Source organism: Streptococcus sp. NLAE-zl-C503 (assembly GCF_900104285.1).
GTDB lineage: Bacteria > Bacillota > Bacilli > Lactobacillales > Streptococcaceae > Streptococcus.
On sequence record NZ_FNJT01000001.1, the window covers coordinates 814,660 to 831,338 of the forward strand.

Sequence of the window (16,679 nt, forward strand, 5' to 3'; positions counted from 1 at the left end):
AGACCCTCCTTAATCTTTTTTACAACAAAATTCAAACATCTCCTTCTGCTCTTGGATCTTCTGATCAATCTTGGAACAGTCTTTGTGCTCAATTTTTTTCTGGCACCGTTCCATTTCAAGAGCTACTAATTTTTTCTTGATTTTAAGCATTTTCTTGCTCATATGTGCTTCGTCGAGCACCCCGACTGCTCGCTCGTGATGCGTTGACTCAACAAAATTTTGGCGCATAGCCTCTAATTTCTCACGTAGGTATTGTTTATCCATGTCTATATCTTTCTAATTTCTCAATCATAACTAAAAACGGTGGATTATTAACTTGGTTGAGGGTCCGATAAATGGCTGCTGTATACTCTTGTTGGTTCAACTGGCTAACAAAATCCAACACAGCATCCCTCTCGGTATCTCCTCCTTCATGGCCATAGTAAATCATAATGGCAATCCGTCCCCCTTTGACAAGCAAATGACACAGCTTTTCTAAAGCCTCGATAGTAGTCTGAGGTTGTGTGATGACAGATTTGTCAGCAGACGGCAAATAACCCAGATTAAAAATCCCTGCCTTAGCTTCTGTCACAAACTGGTCTAGTGTCTCATGACCTTGCAAGATTAACTGGGCATTTGTCATTCCAGCCTGATCCAAACGCTCTTGGGTTTTCTCCAAAGCCTGCTCTTGGATATCAAAGGCATAGACTTGCTTGGCTAGCTTGGTTAAAAAAAGGGTATCATGGCCATTGCCCATGGTCGCATCCACTACGATATCCTTTTTTGTCACAACTTCAGCCAAAAAATCATGCGCCATCTCAAGTGGTCTTTTCATTTTTAAACTCCTGTTTTACAGCCTTGCATCCTTGCACACTTCCACGACGTCTCATTTCAGTTTCAATAGCATTTAGCACTTCCCATTTATTGAGGCTCCACATGGGACCAATCAACATATCTCTAGGCGCATCTCCCGTGATTCGATGGATGACGATATGCTTGGGAATGATTTCCAACTGGTCACAGATAACCTTGACATACTCGTCCTGACTCATCAGTTGCAAGCGCCCTTCGTGGTAATCTCGTTGCATACGTGTATTGGTCATGAGGTGAAGCAAGTGCAGTTTAATCCCTTGAATATCGTTATCCGTTACGCAGCGGCGGACATTTTCGACCATCATCTCATGAGTCTCACCGGGCAAGCCATTAATCAAATGGGAAACAATCTCAATCTTAGGATATTTCCTCAAGCGTTTGACCGTTTCCACATACAATTCATAAGAATGGGCACGATTAATCAGGTCAGATGTTGTTTCATAAGTAGTCTGTAAGCCCAATTCTACCGTCACATGCATGCGCTCCGATAACTCAGCCAAATATTCAATGGTTTCGTCTGGTAGGCAGTCTGGGCGTGTTCCGATATTGATTCCCACCACACCCGGCTCGTTGATAGCCTGCTCATAACGTTCCCGGATGACTTCCACCTTTTCATGGGTGTTGGTAAAGTTTTGAAAATAAACTAGATACTTTTTAACATCTGGCCACTTGCGGTGCATAAAGTCAATTTCCTTATAAAATTGCTCTCGAATAGGGGCATCCGGTGCCACAATGGCATCTCCAGAACCAGAAACCGTACAAAAAGTACAGCCCCCATGAGCCACAGTTCCATCACGATTAGGACAGTCAAACCCCGCATCGATAGGAACTTTAAAAGTCTTTTCTCCAAAAAGTTTTCGATAATAATCATTCAAGGTATTGTAAGATTTCATAACTTTCATTATAACAAAAAACACCCACAATCTCAAAAGCTTGACTTTCCTACAAATTCCCTTGTTTCTCATTTCCTTTAGCGTTTTTTTATGATACAATATGGGTATGATTTTAATGAAAATAGCAGCTACTTTATTGTTGGTATTAACCCTCGTGGTCTCCATCATTGTAACAAAACTTTTTAAACTGAAAAAACTAGGATTGAACTTTGCAGATCTAGCTTTTCCACTTTTGGTATTTGAGTATTACCTTATCACTGCCAAAGCCTTTACCCACAACTTTTTACCGCGACTTGGTGTTGCACTTTCTCTCCTAGCAATCCTCCTTGTAGTCTTTTTCCTTGTCAAAAAACGAAGTTTTTATTATCCTAAATTTATCAAATTCTTCTGGAGAGCAGGTTTTCTCCTGACCTTAGTCCTCTATATCGCTATGATTGTCGAGTTAATCATGCTCACACCCCAATAAATCCCTAGAACAACTGATTCTAGGGATTTTAATTTATGGAAATTAAGTGTCAGCTAACCCAGACACTTAACAAAGAGCCAGCATTCCTTTTATTTATAAATCTATTTTATTAAGATCGTTTAAATTTTGCTCGTAGGCGGTCTGCTTGAGGTTTCCCAATAACCTTATCCAATAGGTGAGTGCCAAGACTCATTAAACCATAGAGTCCTCCCCCGAGACCTCCGATGAGGGCTACATAAAAGAAACTCCAGAAGCGTCCCGTTGGTTGGAAGAAAAATCCTAAAATCCACTGTAGGAAACCAACCAAGATAAACATGACAAGGGTCAAAATAGTAATCAAGATAGTTCGTTTCAAGATAATCTTACGACGTGCACCTGTTACCCTGCAAATATCTCGGTACATCAGAACATTTGGAATGATGAGACCGATAGTCGTTGAGATCAAGGGACCGTAGCTATGGAAAATGGCAATAGCTGGTAACTGCAAGACTAACTTAGCAATAGAACCATAGACAAAGTAAAGAACTGCCTTGCGGTTTCGGAACATGGCCTGAAGCATAGGAGACAAGACCATATACAAACCTAGGATAGTAGACTGTAAAACTGCAAAGACAAATAAGCCCATGGCCAAACTATCTGGCTTACCGTAAAAGACTGTATAAAGAGGTTCCCCTACCATGACGACTCCAACTGTTGCTGGTAAGAGAAACATAAAGAGCATGGTCATACTATCTTGAACTAGGCGAGCAGCGGCTCTCAAATCACCTTTGACATAATTTTCCGTCAAAAGTGGCAAGCCGACACTCCCAATCGAAACTCCAACAGAGATCAAAATCATGGTGATTTTATTAGGATTGGCGGAGAAATAAGAAAACATGACAACCAAGTCTTCATTGCTGTAGTTGGTAAACCACTTCATGCTATTGATGAAGGTCATTTGGTCTAAAATCTGGAAGAGCTGGATGGCTGATCCTGTCAGGATAAAGGGAATGGCTTCCTTGATGGTATCAACCAAGAGTCGCTTGCTATTGATCTTATCCCGTGTTTCAAACACCTTTTGGAGCAGTCCCTCCTTGGAAAGAAAATAAATCAAGACTGCAAAACTAGCCACCATTCCCACAAAGGCAGCAAAGGTAGACTGAGTAACCGCTGATAAGTAATCACCAGAACCCATCTTCATGATAATAAAAGTAGCCAGCAACATCCAGATAACACGGATCACCTGCTCGGCGATTTGACTCATAGCATAGGGTTTCAGATTGTTCATCCCTTGGAAGAAGCCCCGGATGACACTCATAGATGGGAAAATCAAGACCGCCCAAGCCAAACTCTGCATGATGGGAATCAGGTCTTTCCCCACACCTGACAAATCTGCTAACCAGGGAGAAAAGAGATACAAGACCAAGGCAAAGACTAGTCCCAAGCCCGTCATAAAGCCTAGAAAACTCCGAATCAAGGCAAAGCTATGCTCTTCTTCTCGCATAGTATTATACTTAGCCACTTGTTTGGCAACTGCAACTGGGATACCCGCTGTCGAAATCAACAAGAACCAAGCGTAAATATTATAACCCATAGTAAAGAGACCATTTGCCTTGGCGGCATAAGTCCCCATCCAAATATACCAGGGAATAATATAGATAGCACCAAGGAGGCGACTAATAAAGTTACTAGCTGTTAGCCAAGCAGTCCCTCGCAACATCTGGGCTTGCTGGTGATTATTTTCGTTAGACATAGCTTCCTCATTCAATTTTGATAACTAGGAAAAGTTCCTTATCTTCCATTATAAACTTTTCCTTGTTACTTGTAAAATTCAGACTTGAAGTTTATAATAGAAAGTATGATTAAGATTGAAACCGTATTAGATATTTTAAAGAAAGATAGTCTCTTCCGTGAGATTATTGACCAAGGTCATTACCACTACAACTGCAGTGAAGTTGTTTTTGACAGCATCAGTTACGACAGCAGAAAAGTAAAAGAAGGCACTCTTTTTTTTGCCAAAGGCGCTGCTTTTAAAAAAGAATATCTCATTTCTGCCATAAGTCAAGGCTTAGCTTGGTATGTCGCAGAAAAGGACTACGAAGTCGGTATCCCCGTCATCGTTGTGAACGACATTAAGAAAACCATGAGTTTAATTGCTATGGAATTTTATGGCAATCCACAAGAAAAACTCAAAATTCTCGCTTTCACAGGGACAAAAGGAAAGACAACAGCGGCCTATTTTGCATATAACATCTTGGCTCAACACCATCGCCCAGCTATGCTGTCTACCATGAATACAACCTTAGATGGTAAGACCTTCTTTAAATCTGCCCTCACAACTCCTGAGAGCATTGATCTCTTTGATATGATGGCTCAGGCTGTGCAAAATGGGCGTACTCATCTTATCATGGAAGTCTCCAGTCAAGCTTATCTAGTTAAAAGAGTCTATGGTCTGACCTTTGATGTAGGTGTCTTTCTTAACATCAGTCCTGACCATATCGGTCCGATTGAGCATCCTAGCTTTGAAGATTATTTCTACCACAAACGTCTCTTGATGGAAAATAGCCTAGCAGTTGTTATTAACAGCGACATGGACCACTTTTCTGTACTGAAAGAACAAGTGGAACATCAAGAGCATGATTTCTATGGTAGCCAGTCAAGTAACCAAATTCAGAATTCCAAAGCCTTTAGCTTTTCTGCTACTGGTAAGCTTGCTGGAGATTATGACATCCAACTGATTGGCCACTTTAACCAAGAAAATGCCGTTGCAGCCGGACTTGCCTGCCTTCGTCTAGGTGCTAGTCTAGAGGACATCAAAAAAGGAATCGCTGCGACCCGAGTTCCTGGACGTATGGAAGTCCTCACGCAGAAAAATGGAGCCAAGGTCTTCATCGACTATGCTCACAATGGAGATAGTCTGAAAAAACTCATCAATGTGGTTGAAACTCATCAAACTGGAAAAATCGCTCTGGTTCTCGGTTCGACTGGAAACAAGGGGGAGAGTCGTCGCAAAGACTTTGGACTCCTTCTCGATCAACACCCTGAGATTCAAGTCTTTCTCACCGCTGATGATCCAAACTATGAAGATCCAATAGCGATTGCAGATGAAATCAGCAACTACATCAGTCATCCTGTTGAAAAGATTGCCGATCGCGAACAAGCCATCAAAGTAGCCATGTCCATCACAAATCAAGAACTCGATGCCGTGATTATTGCTGGTAAGGGAGCTGATTGTTACCAGATCGTCCAAGGAAAAAAAGAAGCCTATCCAGGTGATGCAGCCGTTGCAGAACGTTACCTATAAAATAAAAAATCAAGGGAAGTTTTCCCTTGATTTTTTTAGTCTTCTTTCTTAAATGAGTTTTTAAGACCTTCAACGGCACCTTCTACAGCACCTTTAGCATCTTCAACAACTTCTTTTGCTTTGGCAACTGTTTTTTCTACAGTACCTTCTGCTTCTGTCTTGCTATCGCCAGTAACTTTACCAAATCCTTCTTTGATAGCACCAGTTGCTTGTTCCAATTTATTTTCAAGTGACATAGCTCTGTCTCCTTTGCTTTTAATACGATAAACGTTATCGCTTACATTCAGTTTATGCTTATTCTTTAGTAAAGTCAAACAATCTGCTCAAAATGAAGCAATTAAGGTAAATAGAAAGTCAACCGCTCCTTGTCAAAATCAACAGTCAACTCATACTTTCCTTCTTCATTTTGAACAATATAACCCAAGACGACTAAACTCTCAACGAAAATATCACGCCGTTTCTGCATGAGCTGGTCCTTTTTGAGGAACTTGAGTAAAAAAGTCGTCATATACTTGAGAGCATACTCAGGGTTAACATCTCCTAAAATGGCATATAGTTCCTGCTGTTTTTGTGTCAAAGGATAATGATTCTTGACCTTGTAGAAATAATTCGACAGAGTCATCTTTTCTCTTGCAAAGTCCGTAGATTCGACTAAAATGGCTGCATTGGTTTGATTGCGCAATTCTGTCTCAAAAGTCTTCTCTAGCAAGGCTTGATATACTGGACTATCCTCTCTGATAAAAATTTCTTGGTCAAGGGCTAAATCATCCGTAGATTCTAAAAAAGGGAGATTGAGCGAATAGTGTTTGTTTTCCCTTAGGATTAAGCCTGCCTTTATATACTCTTCCATAAGCTTATCAACTGATACATCTGGAAACTGAGCCTTGATTTCTCGTAGAATCACATCGTCACGCCGGTCCAGATAGTCAACCAAATCTATAAAAAATGGCTGTCGAGTCAAACGAGAAGGATTAAAAATCTGAATCATGAAGATTCCTTTCTTTACATTTTAAAAGAGGGGATGCTGCTAGTTGACTAGGATTGGTCCCTGGTTGATTCAGAGGTACAGGAAGTTCGAGTTTCCTGTAATATTCCCTCCAAAAATCACTAATCTCCTGCTCCCCGTTCCCAAATTTCATGGGAATAGTTTCAAAAATAGGGAGAATTTCTGCGATGTACTGGGAGCAGTAAAAGCCAGCCCCATCTGGATAAAACGAGGCATTATAGGGTGCACCTAAATGTTTGCTAGCTCTCTCCTTTACCAAGTCAGCTTCCATCTCTGGATAGGTGTAGAGATCGTAGAGATGAGTCGGTTCAAAAAATTCAGCCGGTCCTTGACAGATGACCCCTGCTTGCCCACTAGCATGGTAGATCAAACCGTCCAAAAAGATGGCTACATGACTATAGTTCCCAGTAGAATCCTGGATGGCCTGCCCCATATCTGAAAGATCCTTCACAAAAATCAAATCGCCATTTTCTAACATCATTCTCTCCTAGAAAAAAAGGAGCCGAGACTCCTTTAGCTATATGGAAACAAGTGTTTCCACATTTCAATCATCACTCAGGCTATTAGCCATTAAAGCTTTCAGTCAACTGTGGCACCACTTGTTTCTTACGTGAAACAGCACCTGGAAGGAAGGCATGGTTGTTTTCAAGTTTAAAGTTGAAGGCAGCTTCAACCTTGTCCATGTTTGATCCAAGAGCCAAAATTTCTGAGTTTGAGTTCACAATATCAGTAATCATCAAGACAAAGTCAGAGTAGCCGTTTGCTGCGTTGGCAGCTTGCATTGCTGCTTCGATTTCAGCTTGGCGTTCCAAGACTTCAGCGATATCAACAGTATTGACTTGGGCAACACGAACCTTGTTTCCGTTGAGTTCAAAAGTCTTAGCGTCGATATCAATCAATTCTTCAGCAGATTTACTAGCCAAGTTTGTACCAGCTTTCAGCATCGCGAGGCCGTACTCTTCCAAGTTCACACCAGCCAATTCAGCCAATTCAGGAGCAATAACTTTATCTGTTGGGTGTGTTGTTGGTGATTTCAAAAGAAGGGTATCTGAAATCAAACCTGAAAGCATCAAACCTGCGATTTCTTTAGGAACTGCTACACCATGTTCTTTGAACATGCGGTAAACGATAGATGAAGCTGATCCAACTGGTTCCAAACGCATGTAGAGCGGACTGGCAGTTTCAAAATTAGCCACACGGTGGTGGTCTACAACACCGTAAACTTCTACTTCAGCGATATCTGACACTGATTGTTGGAATTCATTGTGGTCAGTTAAGATAACTTGCTCTGCACCTTCTGCTTTAGCAGATGTGATGACGCGTGGTGCTTCTACACCAAAATAGTTCAAAACAAAGGCTGTTTCTTCATTTGGAGTACCGAGAGCTACTGCTTCTGTGTCCAATCCATAAGCTTCTTTTGCAAGGTAAGCAAAGGCTACAGATGACCCGATGGCATCTGAGTCTGGATTTTGGTGACCAAATACTAGAATCTTAGACATGATAATACCTCTTTAAATTTATTCATCTTATTTTAGCATTTTTTTCCTCTTTTGACAAAAGTAAGAGGAGTCAAAGGACTCCTCATTAGATATCAATATGATTGACTAGATTTTTCTCTTGATTTTCGGATAAAAATCGTTCTTTCTGTGGACGTTTCTTACGTTTGAGGAGAGCCTCTGCAGACATGGCTTCTTCCTTGCTAGCAAAACCCTCTACATAGATGAGTTTGACTGGCAAGCGAGCTCGGGTATACTTGGCTCCCTTACCACTATTATGAACGGCAAGGCGTTTTTTCACATCCGTTGTATAGCCCGTATAGTAAGAACCGTCACTACACTCCACCACATACATATATGCCTTATGATCCATAGTAAATCTCTTGAATTTCTGGCGTGTAGGAACCATCTTCATTGTGAACGATGAGTGGTGGCAGGACCTTGAAGCCACTTGTCGATCCATCCTTGATGGCTTCGATTAAGAGCATATTGGCCTCCTTCTCTCGTTTAGGATAGACAAATTGCAGGCGCTTGGGTGCTAAATTGTGGCGTTGAAGCATATCTAGAATATCCAAAAGTCGATCTGGACGATGAACCATGACCAAACGACCATTAGACTTGAGAATACTCTGAGCACTGCGACAGATTTCTTCTAGGTTAGTCGCAATTTCGTGTCTGGCCAGAAGGTAGTGTTCACTCTCGTTCAGATTGGAATGCGGATCCACCTTAAAATAAGGCGGATTGCACAAAATCATATCCACCTTACTTCCTTGGATGTGAGCAGGCATATTTTTCAAATCATCGCAGATGACCCGCATCTGCTCTTCCAAACCATTCAACTGAACCGAACGCTCTGCCATATCCGCCAAGCGCTCCTGAATTTCTACAGAGAGAATTTTTGCCTTGGTACGACTACTTGCAAAAAGTCCCACTGCACCATTTCCAGCACAAAAATCCACTATTAAGCCATTTTTAGGGAATCGAGGAAAGCGTGACAAGAGAACACTATCCACCGAATAGCTAAATACTTCTCTATTTTGAATGATCTTGATATCTGTCGAAAAGAGCTGGTTGATTCGCTCTCCTGGTTTTAATAATTGTTCTTCCATATATTGATTTTTAAAAATACGAAATCTAATAGACTAGTTTTTCTCTCTCAGATTGTTGAGGGCTTCCTTTGTCCAGATTGGCATCATTCGCCCAAGTGGTGCAAAACCGTGCTTGATACGATCATTTGAAAAACGTCTCCGTCTTGGTAGTTGGTGTTTTTCTTCCTCCAGAGTGCGAATAGATAGGCTGGCTTTACCTGAAAATTCGTCTAAATCAACAACCTGAACCTGCACTTCTTCACCAATTTTCAAAACTTCATAGATATTTTCGATAAATCCTGTCCGAATCTCTGAAATATGAATCAGCCCAATCACCCCTGTCTCTAACTCGACAAAGGCACCATAGGGCTGAATTCCTGTAATACGCCCAGTTAGCTTATCACCAATTTTCATCCTAGTCCTCAATTTCAATCGTTTCAATTACTACATCTTCAACGGGCTTGTCCATAGCACCAGTTTCAACAGCTGCAATGGCATCCAAGACTGCAAAAGATTCTGCATCTACCAATTGCCCAAAAACAGTATGGCGACGGTCAAGGTGAGGAGTTCCACCTTGTTCTGCATAGATCTCAGCGATTGGTTCAGGCCAACCACCACGCGCAATCTCTTTCTTAGAGTATGGCAAGTGTTGGTTTTGCACGATAAAGAACTGGCTTCCATTGGTATTTGGACCAGCATTGGCCATAGAAAGAGCGCCACGAACATTATAGAGTTCTTCTGAGAATTCATCCTCAAAAGATTCGCCGTAGATTGACTCTCCTCCCATACCAGTACCAGTTGGGTCTCCACCTTGAATCATAAAGTCCTTGATAATGCGGTGGAAAATCACACCATCATAGTAACCGTCTTTTGACAGAGCAACAAAGTTGGCTACTGTCTTGGGAGCCTGCTCAGGGAAGAGCTTGATACGCAAGTCTCCGTGATTTGTCTTAATAGTCGCCAACGGACCTTCTACTGTTTCAATGTCTACTTGTGGGAAATGCAATTCTTTTTCTACCATACCAAATCCTTCTAAGGCATCAAAAATGCCATCCTCTTCTACTGTTTTTGTAATATAATCTGCTTTTTCTTTGATCTTTTCGTGGGAAAGACCCATGGCAATACTGATTCCTGCATAATCAAAGAGTTCCAAGTCATTCAGACCGTCTCCAAAGACCATGACATTCTCTGGTTTCAAGCCTAAATGCTCTACCACCTTGGCTACACCAGTTGCTTTGGATCCTGAAATCGGCACGATATCAGATGAATGTTGATGCCAACGCACCATGCGAAGTTTACCAGAGAGACTATCTGGCAACCGCAAGTCGTCCCCTTTTTCCTCAAAGGTCCACATCTGATAAATCTCTACTTTTTCATGGAAGTCAGGATCCACATCCAAGTTCGGATAGATGGGATCAATAGCCTCACTGATCAGTTCTGTTCGAGTGGAGAGTTTGGCGTCATGACTGCCAACCAAGCCGTACTCAATCCCTTCTCGCTTGGTCCAAGAGACATACTCCTCAACATCTGACTTGTCAATCTGATGCTGATAAATAACCTGACCTTTTTTATCTTCAATATAGGCCCCATTTAGGGTTACAAAAAAGTCCGGCTTGAGCTCACGAATCTCTGGAACAACACCAAAAATGCCACGACCAGAGGCGATTCCTGTTAAAATTCCTTTTTCACGCAACTGTTTAAAGACAGTGGGAATTGTAGCTGGAATAAAACCTGTCTTTGACGTACGCAAGGTGTCATCGATATCAAAAAAGACGATTTTAATCTTCTTTGCCTTGTATTTTAATTTCGCATCCATCTCACTACCTCTTTCAATCTACCTCTTTCCATTATACCATAAAGTAGAGAAATCCCCTATCTTCAAAGAAATTCACTATCTCTTATTCGAATTTCTTGGATAGGTACAGAACTAAATCATCATTATTTTGAATAGTATCATTCATTTCCAACGGTTGGTTTCGATACCATACGCCCGAACCATCTGGAATATAACCTCGTTTGATGTACAATCTCTGGGCAGGTCCATACCCTGAATGGAGCCCAACACCAAGGGTCACCTTATCCGATATGAGCTTAACTTGATTTTCAGCTTCTTCCATCAAGAGGTTTCCAATTCCTTGATTTTGAAAGGGCTCAAAGACATTGAAATCTGATAATTCTGGATAGACTTCTGCAAAAGGACCATGTTTAGCAGAGGGCAAAATGGTAATGTAACCCGCTACAACACTAGTAAGATCAGCAATTAGCACTTCCCTCTCTCCACTTTCCTGCTCCTTAAAGTATCGAGTTAAAATCTCCTCTCTACTTGGCCAACCTTGGCTGATAAATCCTCGAGATAGATCTTTAATGTCAGATTCTTGCATTTTTCTAATTGAACACGTCGTCTTCATAAGCTGCTCCTTTAAAGCTTTCTCCTACCATTATAGCACGATAATTAAAAGAAAAAGACCTAGTAAGGCAAAAGAATCTTACTAGGTCAAAAAGTATTCCTGTCCAAAAGAGCCCTATAAAAGTTTGAAAAAGAGGTTCCCCGGACCGAACTCCTCTTCTCATTTTAAAGCTCGTGAAAAAAAGACCCGTTAGGGTCTGAAAAAGAGGTCCCCCGGACCTCAACTCGCTCTCTCATTTCCATGCTCATGAAAAAGAGGTCCACTGGACCTCTTTTTTAATCTTCGTTTACGAAAGGCATCAAAGCCATTACGCGAGCGCGCTTGATAGCTGTTGTTACTTTACGTTGGTTTTTAGCTGAAGTTCCTGTTACACGACGTGGAAGGATTTTCCCACGTTCTGAAACGAAACGGCTAAGAAGCTCAGTATCTTTGTAATCAACATATTCAATTTTGTTTGCTGCGATGTAATCAACTTTTTTACGGCGTTTGAATCCGCCACGACGTTGTTGAGCCATGTTTTTTCTCCTTTATAGTATTAATTGTCCATTAGAATGGTAAATCATCATCCGAAATATCCAATGGATTTGTTGCTCCAAATGGATTTTCATCACGTGAAAAGTCAGGTACTGATTGTGTAGGTGCTGTATAACTAGCAGTTGGTGCAGAATAAGCCCCACCTGTATGTCCTTCACGCACGCTACGGCTTTCCAACATTTGGAAATTGTCAGCCACGACTTCTGTTACGTAGACACGTTGTCCTTGCTGGTTATCGTAACTACGAGTCTGGATACGACCTGTGATCCCGATAAGAGAGCCTTTTTTAGCCCAGTTAGCAAGATTTTCAGCCTGTTGGCGCCACATAACGACATTGATAAAATCAGCCTCACGTTCGCCATTTTGACTCTTAAACGTACGGTTTACTGCAAGAGTAAAAGTCGCAACTGCTACATTTGATGGGGTATAACGCAACTCAGCGTCACGTGTCATACGCCCTACAAGTACAACATTGTTAATCATAGTTTACCTTCTTACGCGTCAAGTTTGACGATCATGTGACGAAGAATGTCAGCGTTGATTTTTGAAAGACGGTCAAACTCTTTAAGAGCTGCGTCATCGTTTGCTTCAACGTTAACGATGTGGTAAAGTCCTTCACGGAAATCTTGGATTTCGTATGCAAGACGACGTTTTTCCCATGATTTTGATTCAACAACAGTTGCACCGTTGTCAGTCAAGATAGAGTCAAAACGTGCTACCAAAGCGTTTTTCGCTTCTTCTTCAATGTTTGGACGAATGATATAAAGAATTTCGTATTTAGCCATTGATATGTTCCTCCTTTTGGTCTAATGACCCCAAGTCTTTGCAAGGGGTAAGTGAGGTTTGCTCACAATTAACTATTATACTAGAAAAGCTAGTAGATGGCAAGAGAAAAAAGATAAAAATGAAAAAAAGAAGATGGATAAAAATTCTATAATGAAGTTAGCCACCCAGCCTTCCTAAAAATGAGCTGGTTCAACTAGTCAATATTGTCAAATGAAATCTAGTTATAGGCATAAGAAAACATCTCTGTGTTATACTTGTTGTTCACCACAAACACAAGAAAGGCACAGAGATGCAAAACCATTATACTACAAAAGCGAAACACTTGATAATCCATAGCTGTCGGTTAATCGAACGATGGAAATTCGAAGGGAAATCAAATAGAGAAATCGCCTCTCTACTTGGAAAAGTTCCTCAGACCATCCACAATGAAATCAAGCGTGGGACAGTCCTACAATGTCTAGGAAAGGGACGATTTAAAAAGGTTTATTCTGCCGACTATGCTCAAATGGTTTATGAAACCAATCGGAAGCGCTCCGTGAAGAAATCAATATTGACTAAGGAACTAAAACAAAAGATTCTTCACTATCATAACCAAAAGTTGTTTCCTGAAATGATGGTCAAGGCTAAGAGCATTACAGTGGGAATGTCAACCATTTACTACTGGATTCATCATGGAAAATTAGGACTAACCAAACAGAACCTCCTTTATCCTAGAAAAGGAAAAACTGTCAAGAAACAGGCTAGCCCTAAATTTAAACCTGCTGGGAAGTCTATCGAACAACGTCCTAAAGCTATCAATCTTCGATTGGAGAATGGGCATTATGAGATTGATACGGTTCTACTGACAAGAGCGAAAAACTACTGCTTGCTTGTCTTGACGGATCGAAGGAGTAGACATCAAATTATTCGATTCATTCCAAATAAAAGCGCTGAGTCCGTCAATCGGGCTCTAAAACTCATCTTAAAACAGCATCACATTCTTTCCATCACGGCAGATAATGGAGTCGAATTCCACCGCTTGTCTGATGTATTTTCTAAGGAGCATATCTACTATGCACACCCCTATAGGGGAACTAATGAGAATCACAATAGGCTCATTCGTAGATGGTTGCCTAAAGGAACCAAGAAAACGACTCCCAAAGAAGTCGCCTTCATCGAAAATTGGATCAACAACTATCCTAAAAAATGCTTGGACTACAAGTCTCCCAGAGAAGACTGTTTGCTGGCTAACTTGAACTTGAAATTTAGTAAAGGAGCCATTCAGCTCCAATTTTGTTCTTAGAAAGTTTGGCGTTTGGCTTTACGCTCGGCACGGCCACGAGCACGATTTTCAGCACGCTTGGTTTTGCGACGTTTTTCATCCACCGCCCATTGAATCTTCTTCTTATAGCCTGGTTTGACTTTTTTCTTTTTCTTTTTAACCAAGCCAATCATTTCAATATCAAGCTTATCCTGCTTCTTTTCACGGTTGGCACGACGATCACGGTCATAGGTATCTTGAAACTCTCCATCTTTGACCATCTTAGGAGTAAACTTGATTCCTAATTTCTCCAACTCACGAATATCCGAGTCATCGCTTGGCTGGTAAAGGGTAATAGCTGTACCGGGTAGACCGTTACGCCCAGTTCGTCCAACACGGTGAACAAAGAAGGACAAGTCTTGCGGAATGGCATCATTGATAACATGGCTGACACCTTCAATGTCAATTCCACGCGCTGCCAAGTCCGTTGCAACAATGTACTCAAAATCCAGATTTTTCACCTGATTCATGATTCGCTTGCGTTCACGAGGAGCAATATCTCCATGAATCTTAGCTACCTTCAATCCTTGAGCAGTCAAGTATGCATGTAACTCATCAGCACGCGTTTTTGTGTTAACAAAGATCATTGCCAAATAAGGCTGCATCAACTGAGTCAATTCATAAATCTGAGCATTCTTATCGCGGCCCTTGGTCGAAATCAACCAGTTATCAATGGTATCAGAGATGACTGTTTTAGTCTTGATTTTCTCCATGACAGGATTTGACAAGTATTTTTTCAAGAACGGTTGCAATTTTTGTGGAATAGTCGCTGAAAAGACCATGAATTGCAAGTCTTTTGGAAGGCTCCCTGCAATCTTATCGACTGTCTCTAAGAATCCCATATCCAAGGTCATATCGGCTTCATCGACAACAAAGGTCTTGGCCTTGTGAATAGCCAAATCACCAGATTTGACCAAGTCATAGATACGACCTGGAGTCCCGATGACAATATGTGGTTGGTTACTTGCCAATTTATCAATCTGGCGTGCCTTATCCGTACCCCCCACATAGTTGACCACACGAACTTCGACATCTGAGTGAGCCGCAATCTGACGAGCTGCTTGGTAAATTTGAGTAGCCAACTCACGACTTGGAGCAGTAATCACTGCTTGCACACTATCACTAGTTTCATCCAATTGTTGGAAAATGGGCAGCAAGAAAGTGTGGGTTTTTCCTGAACCTGTTTTTGATTCCCCAACCAAGTCACGACCTGCCAAGACAATAGGAATTAACTTATCTTGAACCTCTGTCGGAGTTGTAAATTTCAACTCCTCCAAAGCCTTTTCTATATAGTTTTTAAACTGAAATTTCGTAAATGACATACTATCCTCGATTCTATTCATCTAACCATTATACCATATTTTGAACATTTTCAGTAGTCCAACTCATCTGACCTATCACAAGGCTCTCAATTTCTCCAAATACCTCTCTTATACTAAAAATCACACATTTGCTTTCTATCCAAAATGCAAAAAGAGAAGACCAAATTGGTCTTCTCTCAGTCTTAAAGCTTGCGACTCAGATAGATTTGTCAAACAGTCAAACAGTTGCTTAAGAATCTTGTAAAAGTCGAAAGCTTCTAGAAAAATTAGTGCTTAATCATCTTTCCGCTTGCGACCAAGAAGCAACGCTGCTAGACCTGCAAGAAGAGAGCTAGCCATTAGTCCAGTGAGTGAAAGTGGTGCAGTGCTACCTGTATTTGGCAATGTAGCTTGTTTTGCTTTTTCTCCTGCTGGACTTTGAGCTGGTGGATTCTCTTCAGGTTTTCTTGGTTGTTCTGATTGATGTCTATCTGCCTGATTATTATCAGTTCCCTGCTCTCCCCCTGGATTCACTGGTGGAACTGGATTTGGTTGAGGTGCTGGTTGTGGCGTTGGTGCCGGCTGTGGTTGTGGGCTAGGATCTTGCTTAGCTTCAAAGACCCACTTACCGACGAAGGTTAGATTTGCCCCCTCTTCCACTTCTTGGTAACCTAAGAATGTCCATGTACCATTTGCAACAGCAACTTCTACAGGCATCGGTGCTTCTGGAACGAAAGCAATCGCTGCAGAAGAACTTGTCGTATATGTTCCACTTTGTGGAAGTAAGCTCAATACTTCTGCTGGCAAGTTGTTGTCTGCGGTTGCACTTTCGAAGCGATAAGTCACTTGATAGGTTTCAGTTACCGGTGCGGGCAAAACATTAACTGGTACAGACACCTCAGTAGAAGAACCATCTGGATAGTCAACTCGTACCTTACCTGTGTAAGTACCTGGTTTTGTTGTGTCAATTTGACCTGCAGGTGTAATATCTACTACCTTAGTGCCAGCTGGAAGAATTGTCAAGTTCTTCACATTATCGGTCAAGTCAGGTGTTTCTCCCACCTTGATAGTTTCTTCCGTTACTTGAGGCGTATAAGTTTCAGCATTTGTCGGATTCGCCTTGAATTCCCATTTTCCTACAAACTCTACATCAGCCTTGTTGACAACGGCACTAGCTGCGTCGTAACCCTTGAAGGTCCATGTGCCATCGTTCACTGCGTCGGTGTAAGTGGTTTGAGACGGTTGTTGAGCGGAAACAGAGTTACC

The 16,679-nt window shown here is 41.5% G+C and carries 21 protein-coding genes; 3 read left to right on the forward strand and 18 right to left on the reverse strand.

Annotated elements, in window-relative coordinates:
- Window positions 1-9: 9 nt before the first annotated feature.
- The 3 genes from BLS46_RS04035 to BLS46_RS04045 are packed head-to-tail and all read right to left on the reverse strand — an operon-like array spanning window position 10 to window position 1,754.
- A complete protein-coding gene (locus BLS46_RS04035) occupies window positions 10-264 on the reverse strand; it encodes a hypothetical protein (protein ID WP_000361095.1) in 255 nt (84 codons plus the stop codon).
- Window positions 257-814, reverse strand: coding sequence for a tRNA 5-(aminomethyl)-2-thiouridylate-methyltransferase MnmM (locus BLS46_RS04040; protein ID WP_093585782.1), 558 nt, complete (start codon window positions 812-814; stop codon window positions 257-259). Before BLS46_RS04040 ends, BLS46_RS04035 begins: the two co-directional genes overlap by 8 nt.
- Window positions 798-1,754 (reverse strand): tRNA modification radical SAM protein MnmL/YtqA, encoded by a 957-nt coding sequence (locus BLS46_RS04045; RefSeq protein WP_093585784.1) that lies wholly within the window; start codon window positions 1,752-1,754, stop codon window positions 798-800. Before BLS46_RS04045 ends, BLS46_RS04040 begins: the two co-directional genes overlap by 17 nt.
- Window positions 1,755-1,845: 91 nt before the next feature.
- Between BLS46_RS04045 and BLS46_RS04050 the strand changes: the two genes are divergently transcribed.
- A complete protein-coding gene (locus tag BLS46_RS04050) occupies window positions 1,846-2,211 on the forward strand; it encodes a DUF3397 domain-containing protein (RefSeq protein WP_093585786.1) in 366 nt (121 codons plus the stop codon).
- Window positions 2,212-2,320: 109 nt separating this feature from the next.
- Here the strand turns inward: BLS46_RS04050 and BLS46_RS04055 are convergent, their stop codons facing one another.
- Window positions 2,321-3,943 carry a putative polysaccharide biosynthesis protein gene (locus BLS46_RS04055; protein ID WP_093585788.1) on the reverse strand — a complete coding sequence of 541 codons (1,623 nt, stop codon included), beginning with the start codon at window positions 3,941-3,943 and terminating at the stop codon, window positions 2,321-2,323.
- Window positions 3,944-4,048: 105 nt separating this feature from the next.
- Here BLS46_RS04055 and BLS46_RS04060 point away from each other — a divergent pair, with 105 nt between their 5' ends.
- A complete protein-coding gene (locus BLS46_RS04060; RefSeq protein WP_093585790.1) occupies window positions 4,049-5,494 on the forward strand; it encodes a UDP-N-acetylmuramoyl-L-alanyl-D-glutamate--L-lysine ligase in 1,446 nt (481 codons plus the stop codon).
- A 35-nt stretch (window positions 5,495-5,529) separates the two neighbouring features.
- On the opposite strand, the gene BLS46_RS04065 is transcribed toward BLS46_RS04060, so the two are convergent.
- The 12 genes from BLS46_RS04065 to rpsF form a co-directional block, all read right to left on the reverse strand.
- Entirely contained in the window at window positions 5,530-5,730 is a 201-nt protein-coding gene (locus tag BLS46_RS04065; RefSeq protein WP_000051186.1) for a CsbD family protein, read from the reverse strand.
- A gap of 101 nt (window positions 5,731-5,831) precedes the next feature.
- Complete coding sequence (locus BLS46_RS04070; RefSeq protein ID WP_093585792.1) at window positions 5,832-6,482, reverse strand: DUF1803 domain-containing protein; 651 nt, start codon at window positions 6,480-6,482, stop codon at window positions 5,832-5,834.
- Complete coding sequence (locus tag BLS46_RS04075) at window positions 6,466-6,978, reverse strand: YiiX/YebB-like N1pC/P60 family cysteine hydrolase (RefSeq protein WP_093585794.1); 513 nt, start codon at window positions 6,976-6,978, stop codon at window positions 6,466-6,468. The genes BLS46_RS04070 and BLS46_RS04075 overlap by 17 nt, the downstream gene beginning before the upstream one ends.
- A gap of 85 nt (window positions 6,979-7,063) precedes the next feature.
- On the reverse strand, window positions 7,064-7,999 hold the full coding sequence (locus tag BLS46_RS04080) for a manganese-dependent inorganic pyrophosphatase (protein WP_084933749.1): 936 nt from the start codon (window positions 7,997-7,999) through the stop codon (window positions 7,064-7,066).
- Window positions 8,000-8,084: 85 nt separating this feature from the next.
- Window positions 8,085-8,369 (reverse strand): GIY-YIG nuclease family protein, encoded by a 285-nt coding sequence (locus BLS46_RS04085; RefSeq protein ID WP_093585796.1) that lies wholly within the window; start codon window positions 8,367-8,369, stop codon window positions 8,085-8,087.
- Entirely contained in the window at window positions 8,359-9,105 is a 747-nt protein-coding gene (locus tag BLS46_RS04090) for a tRNA1(Val) (adenine(37)-N6)-methyltransferase (protein ID WP_093585798.1), read from the reverse strand. Before BLS46_RS04090 ends, BLS46_RS04085 begins: the two co-directional genes overlap by 11 nt.
- Window positions 9,106-9,138: 33 nt before the next feature.
- Window positions 9,139-9,498: a S1 RNA-binding domain-containing protein gene (locus BLS46_RS04095; protein WP_000689617.1), complete on the reverse strand. Its 360-nt coding sequence runs from the start codon at window positions 9,496-9,498 to the stop codon at window positions 9,139-9,141.
- Window position 9,499: 1 nt separating this feature from the next.
- Window positions 9,500-10,900 carry a bifunctional Cof-type HAD-IIB family hydrolase/peptidylprolyl isomerase gene (locus BLS46_RS04100; protein ID WP_093585800.1) on the reverse strand — a complete coding sequence of 467 codons (1,401 nt, stop codon included), beginning with the start codon at window positions 10,898-10,900 and terminating at the stop codon, window positions 9,500-9,502.
- Window positions 10,901-10,982: 82 nt separating this feature from the next.
- Entirely contained in the window at window positions 10,983-11,492 is a 510-nt protein-coding gene (locus BLS46_RS04105) for a GNAT family N-acetyltransferase (RefSeq protein ID WP_093585802.1), read from the reverse strand.
- Between the two features lie 275 nt (window positions 11,493-11,767).
- Window positions 11,768-12,007, reverse strand: coding sequence for a 30S ribosomal protein S18 (gene rpsR, locus BLS46_RS04110; protein ID WP_000068664.1), 240 nt, complete (start codon window positions 12,005-12,007; stop codon window positions 11,768-11,770).
- 31 nt (window positions 12,008-12,038) lie between these two features.
- On the reverse strand, window positions 12,039-12,509 hold the full coding sequence (gene ssbA, locus BLS46_RS04115; RefSeq protein WP_000609594.1) for a single-stranded DNA-binding protein SsbA: 471 nt from the start codon (window positions 12,507-12,509) through the stop codon (window positions 12,039-12,041).
- An 11-nt stretch (window positions 12,510-12,520) separates the two neighbouring features.
- The gene (rpsF, locus tag BLS46_RS04120) at window positions 12,521-12,811 is read right to left on the reverse strand and encodes a 30S ribosomal protein S6 (protein ID WP_001151782.1); all 291 of its coding nucleotides are present in this window, start codon (window positions 12,809-12,811) and stop codon (window positions 12,521-12,523) included.
- Window positions 12,812-13,101: 290 nt separating this feature from the next.
- On the opposite strand from rpsF, the gene BLS46_RS04125 reads away from it, so the two are divergent.
- Complete coding sequence (locus BLS46_RS04125) at window positions 13,102-14,094, forward strand: IS30 family transposase (protein WP_093585804.1); 993 nt, start codon at window positions 13,102-13,104, stop codon at window positions 14,092-14,094.
- Here the strand turns inward: BLS46_RS04125 and BLS46_RS04130 are convergent.
- Together BLS46_RS04130 and BLS46_RS04135 are read right to left on the reverse strand one after the other, a co-directional pair.
- Window positions 14,091-15,434, reverse strand: coding sequence for a DEAD/DEAH box helicase (locus BLS46_RS04130; protein WP_093585806.1), 1,344 nt, complete (start codon window positions 15,432-15,434; stop codon window positions 14,091-14,093). The two genes, BLS46_RS04125 and BLS46_RS04130, sit on opposite strands and share 4 nt — an antisense overlap.
- A 273-nt stretch (window positions 15,435-15,707) precedes the next feature.
- On the reverse strand, window positions 15,708-16,679 hold a 972-nt coding region (locus tag BLS46_RS04135; protein ID WP_142350464.1), incomplete at its 5' end, for a Rib/alpha-like domain-containing protein.